The sequence below is a fragment of the Armatimonadota bacterium genome (assembly GCA_035527535.1).
Lineage (GTDB): Bacteria > Armatimonadota > Hebobacteria.
The window spans coordinates 1-4,817 of sequence record DATLAK010000035.1 but is presented as its reverse complement, the minus strand read 5'-3'; the positions used below and the strand labels follow the sequence as shown (position 1 = coordinate 4,817).

Annotated in this window: 5 protein-coding genes; 3 read left to right on the top strand and 2 right to left on the bottom strand. The window is 65.4% G+C overall.

The features are described 5' to 3' along the window. Positions 1 to 311: 311 nt before the first annotated feature. The 3 genes from VM221_02025 (at position 312) to VM221_02015 (ending at position 3,093) form a co-directional block, all read left to right on the top strand. Complete coding sequence (locus VM221_02025) at positions 312 to 1,094, top strand: type II secretion system protein (protein HUT73596.1); 783 nt, start codon at positions 312 to 314, stop codon at positions 1,092 to 1,094. A gap of 94 nt (positions 1,095 to 1,188) precedes the next feature. Then, positions 1,189 to 2,436 (top strand): radical SAM protein, encoded by a 1,248-nt coding sequence (locus VM221_02020; GenBank protein HUT73595.1) that lies wholly within the window; start codon positions 1,189 to 1,191, stop codon positions 2,434 to 2,436. Positions 2,437 to 2,541: 105 nt separating this feature from the next. Next, positions 2,542 to 3,093 carry a hypothetical protein gene (locus VM221_02015; protein HUT73594.1) on the top strand — a complete coding sequence of 184 codons (552 nt, stop codon included), beginning with the start codon at positions 2,542 to 2,544 and terminating at the stop codon, positions 3,091 to 3,093. A 113-nt stretch (positions 3,094 to 3,206) separates the two neighbouring features. Here the strand turns inward: VM221_02015 and VM221_02010 are convergent, their stop codons facing one another. After that, on the bottom strand, positions 3,207 to 4,256 hold the full coding sequence (locus tag VM221_02010; GenBank protein ID HUT73593.1) for a rod shape-determining protein: 1,050 nt from the start codon (positions 4,254 to 4,256) through the stop codon (positions 3,207 to 3,209). Then, positions 4,244 to 4,817 (bottom strand): UDP-N-acetylglucosamine 1-carboxyvinyltransferase (locus VM221_02005; GenBank protein HUT73592.1); only part of this gene is annotated, 574 nt, incomplete at its 5' end. The genes VM221_02005 and VM221_02010, both read right to left, overlap by 13 nt.

Genomic DNA, 4,817 nt, shown 5'->3' with positions numbered 1-4,817 from the left:
CCGACGACCTGTGCCAGTTGGAGGCACAAGTGCGACGCGGCATCCGGCGGGTGCGGCGCACAGACGACCTGGCTTTCGCTTTCCTCAAACACTCTGGACTCTATCCTGAACTATATAAGGTATTATGCGAGACTCAATAGGGAGGTCCACGAGCGTGAGCAGGCCCTGCCGGGAAACCGATAATCTGAATCGTCGGGCGCTCAATCCGCCCGGGCGATATGGTGCGGCTCGTATCCCTTATTGGGGTGCGGGCCGCTTTGCTTTGCCCGCGGCGCCGGGCGCTCACCGGACGTGAGAAGGGAGTTGCGATTATGGTGTGCTTCGGCGATGGGTGGGTGGGTAGGCCACCAGCGGATGAGTTGTCGGGGGGCCATCGAGGGCGTCGCGCGCGCGTCGGTTTGGTGCGCGCGCACAGCGAGGCTCCGGACGTGCGGGGTCTGACGCTGGTCGAGCTGCTCGTCGTAATCGTCATCATCGCCGTGCTCGCGGGGCTGATCATGTCGGCCTTGTGGGCGTCATCCTCCAAGGGCAGACAGGCCACGTGCATGTCGAACCTGCGTCAGATAGCGCAGGCTGTTCGCCTCTACGCCGAAGATTATGACGGCGTGCCACCTTTCAGACCCACGACGACTCCCTGTTGGCCCCCAGCTGATCTTCCACAGGATGATCCTCGCCCGCGGATGACGATCGAGGCGCTGGCGCCCTATGGCGCCCCGCCTGCTATATGGTTCTGCCCATCGGACCCCGACCGAGGGAAATACGTCATCCGTGACCAGGTGCAACACTGGCGGACCAGCTATTGTTACTTCGGCTGGGATGAGATTGTCGGTGTCAATATTGACCCGAGCGGCCATGTGGCGCCTCCCGATATTCTGAGCGTCAACGATTCGGCGGCCAAATATCATTACATCGTCGCTTGCGACGCACGCCATTACCGGCGGTTCTCGCCAAGGAAGGATGCGCCCCTCCTGCCGTCCTGGCATTCGGGTGGGTTCAATGTTGCCTTCATAGACGGCACAGTCAAGTGGATGCCCATGCAGCATGACATCACCGATGTGATCCCCAGCCCGTTTGTTAAACCCGACGAACACTGAGGCGGTGGAGTGATCGCCGCGAAGGGGCAGCCTATGCCCGGAACAGGGATTGCGGCCCCGAGGCTGATGCGAGCTGCAATAGGAGAACGGACTTATGAGTCTGGCCACGATTGACCAATCGCTGAAAGACCTGAGCCCCGAAGACCTGCGGACGCTGGCGCAGCGCTTCGCGGCGGAGCTCGCGCGGGTCCAACGGCCCAATATACGCAAGCTCGAGTTGTTCGTGACGGAGGACTGCAACCTGCGCTGCGACTATTGCTGGGTTCCCAAGAATCCGCGCTGCATGTCGTTGGACACCGCGAAGCGCGCGATAGATTTCGTCCTGGACGATTGCGGGCAAGCTGAGAAAGTCGCAGTGACCCTGTTTGGCGGAGAGCCGCTCCTGGAGTTCGACTTGGTCCGGCAGATAATGGGCTACGCTATGGAAAGGGCATCCGCGCTTGGGAAAAGGATCGGCTGGGCCATGACCACCAACGGGACGCTGCTCTCTCCGCGTGTGGTCGAGTTCTGTCTTCGGCGGGGGCTGAAGTTCCTGTTGAGCGTTGATGGGTGCCGTGAGTCGCACGACATACACCGCAAGTTTGCGGATGGGAAAGGGTCGTTCGACGAGATCGTCAAGTGGGTGCCCATGCTGAAACGAACGCAAGGTTGGCTTGGAGCGCGCATGACCCTCACCCCGACTAATGTGCACCTCCTGGCCCAGGGGGTCACCACGCTGGTCGAGCAGGGAGTCAACCAGTTCCTTATTGGAAGGGACTTAGCGAGCCCATGGACTGCGGGGGCGATTCATCTGCTTCAGGAGCAATGGGTGGCGGTCGGAGAAGCGTATCAGCGCCTGAGAGCGGCGCGCCGGCCGGTGCGGTTAACGGTTTTCGAGAAAGACTCCCGGCATGACGCGGACAAGTCCGACTGGTGGGGTTGCGAGGCTGGACGCGACAAGATCGCCGTAATGCCCTCCGGTGACATCTATCCGTGCTCCAGGTTCATTGATAAGGCTGGTATCCAGCGCACGTTCTGGCTTGGTCACGTGGATGTGGGATTGGTCGCTGAGCGTACACGCCAGCAACTGACCGACGACCGCGATGTGATCAGGTACAAGTGCATGAAGTGCGCGCACAGGAACACGTGCATGGGAGGATGTCCCGCCACCAACTACCTGTGCACGGGATCGCCATATATACCGCCCAAGATTGACTGCGAGATGCACACATTCTGGGAGAGGTTGAGGCATGAAAGGCCGGAATTCTGGGCTGCGAGCGAGATTCCATACGGGGCGGGCAAGGGCAATTCTGACGAGTGCGTGGGGGACGGGCGCCTTCCGCAGATTCGCCCCACTCGCTAGCGCTCGACGGGGTGCAAGGCGATGAGCCTGAAACTCGGAGCGGGATGGGCGTCAAGGAACCGGCCGCGCCGCCGCTGGTTGCCGCCGCTGTCCCGGCGCGCACGGATGGCAATCGCCGTCGCAGTGATAGTCATCGCGAGCGCGGCGCTGGTGGGGGGAGCATGGTGGGCGATTTCCTCGGTGTATCGCTCGCGGGAACTGCTCGCGGCGCGCACCAAGATCACGCCGGCAAGCATCCAACAATCCGTGGAATGGGGAGATCGCTGTGTTGTGCCGCTCGCGCGGCTGACGCACAGCCTGTCCCGGCGGGAACTGATGCGGATAGCGCTGAGCAAGCGCTATCGAATATCGTATTACGCATTGACACAATCGCAACGGGCGGACTTCATCGAGGCGTTCGCCATCAGTCGCTTGGCGGCTGCCGAGGCTGGGAGGAAATGGTCGCGCGAATGTGGGGACTGGCGGCCCGCGTATTTCTGCTTTGTGCCCCGGCTTCCGGGGATGCCCCGGGGGGTTGTAGCGAGGCTGGTCATCGTTTACACTGCTCCCAGCCTGCCCAGCGGAAAGGCGGTGTTTGGGGTTGACGTGTACTCGCCAGTCGAACGCCCCCTTTCCCGATCAGGGGCCGATCAATCCGGGCCGGAGCCGCCGTCGTAGGGCCGCACGAACTGACTATTGACCGGGGAGCGCTGATAGGGGTGCAAGTGGGTCATGTCCCGCATCGCCCCAGTTCTCTCACAGGCGAGGGCGCCTGTGCTCCATCCTCGCGCCTATCCCGCCTCCATGCGCCAGGCGGTGGCGCGGGGCGGGGGGAGGTTCTTCATCAGGTCGAGGTAATGCCCTGCGCCGATGGCGACGCAGGAGGTGGGGTCGTCGGCGACGCGCACCGGCACCTGGGTGTGGTGGGCGATGCGCTGGTCGAGGCCGCGCAGCAGCGCCCCGCCGCCGGCCAGCGTAATGCCGTGGTCAATGATGTCGGCGGCGAGCTCGGGCGGGGTGTTCTCGAGCAGCGCCTTGATGCGCTCGACGATGAGGACCACGACCTCGGACAGCGCCTCGCACACCTCGGTCGAGTTGATGACCACGGTCTTCGGCAGGCCCGTCACCAGGTCGCGACCGCGCGCCGCCATCTCCCGCTGCTCCTCCAGCGGCCAGGCCGAGCCGATGGCGATCTTGATCTCCTCCGCGGTGCGCTCGCCGATCATGAGGTTGTGCTCGCGCTTGAGGTGGCGCACCAGGATCTCGTCCATTTTCTCGCCGCCGACGCGCACGCAGTCGCTGACGACGATGCCGCCCAGCGAGACGACGGCGATGTCGGTGACCCCCCCGCCGATGGTCACCACCAGGCTGCCGGTGGCGCCCATGACCGGCAGCCCTGCGCCGATGGCGGCCGCGACCGAGCCCTCGAGCGGGAGGGCGCGCTTGGCGCCGGCGGCGGTGGCCGCCTCCAGCACCGCGCGGCGCTCCACGCTGGTCGCGTCGGAGGGCACCGCGAGCACCGCCACCGGTTTCATCAGCCGGCGTCCGCACACGCGCCGAAACAGGTGCTTGAGCATCTTGTGGGCGATGGTGAAATCCGCCACCACCCCATCGCGCAGCGGACGGCTGGCGATGACGCTGGCGGGAGTGCGCCCCAGCATCTGTCGCGCCTCCTCGCCCGCGGCCAGCACTGCCCCCGTGTCCTTGCTGACCGCGACCACGCACGGCTCGCGCAGCGCGATTCCGCGCCCCCGCACGTAGATGGCGACGTTGGAGGTGCCCAGGTCCACCCCCAGCTCGCAGTTCAGGCCCAGACCCCGCGCCAGGCTCAAGGCGGACACGGCGGCCTCCGCTGGTTGCGCCCGGTGATGGCGGCGCCGAGGGCGACCAGCTTGTGCTCGAGATGGGCGTAGCCGCGGTCAATGTGGTGGCACCCCACGACCTCGGTCACGCCCTCGGCCGCCAGGCCCGCCAGCATCACCGCCGCGCCGGCGCGGATGTTCATCGCCTGGACCACCGCTCCCGTCAGGCGCTCGACGCCGGTGATGATGGCGGTCTGATCTACGACCTTGATGTCGGCGCCCATGCGACGCAGCTCGTCCACGTGCGGCAGGCGTCCGTCGTAGATGGTCTCCTGCATCACGCTCGTGCCCTGGGCCAGGCACAGCATCGCCCCCATCTGCGGCTGCAGATCGGTGTGGAAGGAGGGGTGCGGGCCGGTGACGATGTCCACCGCGCGCGGGCGAGCGGGGCAACGCGCGCGCAGATTCTGCCCCTCGACCGTCACCTCCACCCCCGCCTCGCTCAGCTTGTCCAGGAAGCACTGGAGCTGCTCGGCGTCGAGCGGGCCGACGGTGACGTCGCCGCCGGTGATGACGCCCGCCAGCAGCAGCGTGCCGGCC